At 46.0% G+C, this 224-nt stretch carries 1 protein-coding gene; it reads right to left on the reverse strand.

What is annotated here, in order from left to right:
* Nucleotides 1-224 (reverse strand): hypothetical protein (locus ICN47_RS12830; RefSeq protein ID WP_216220299.1); only part of this gene is annotated, 224 nt, incomplete at both ends.

A 224-nucleotide genomic window follows, 5' to 3' on the forward strand; every position in this document is an offset into this window, starting at 1 on the left:
CAGTATTAAGAGTTAATGATTGGCTATTTGCTAAGCTGCCATCAATCGTTGAGCTAAAGCTTATGTTTTGACCGGTACTACCGCCTGTAGTCAGAACCACATCACTACCCAGTGTCACTGCGCCAGTGTAGGTTTGAGTACCGGTGGTGGTGATTGAACCGTTTAAGGTGATGCCATTGCCAGTTACGGCTAAGACATTGGCAGTGTTAATAGCGCTTAAGCTC

The organism is Polynucleobacter sp. AP-Latsch-80-C2, from assembly GCF_018882185.1.
Taxonomy (GTDB): Bacteria; Pseudomonadota; Gammaproteobacteria; order Burkholderiales; family Burkholderiaceae; genus Polynucleobacter.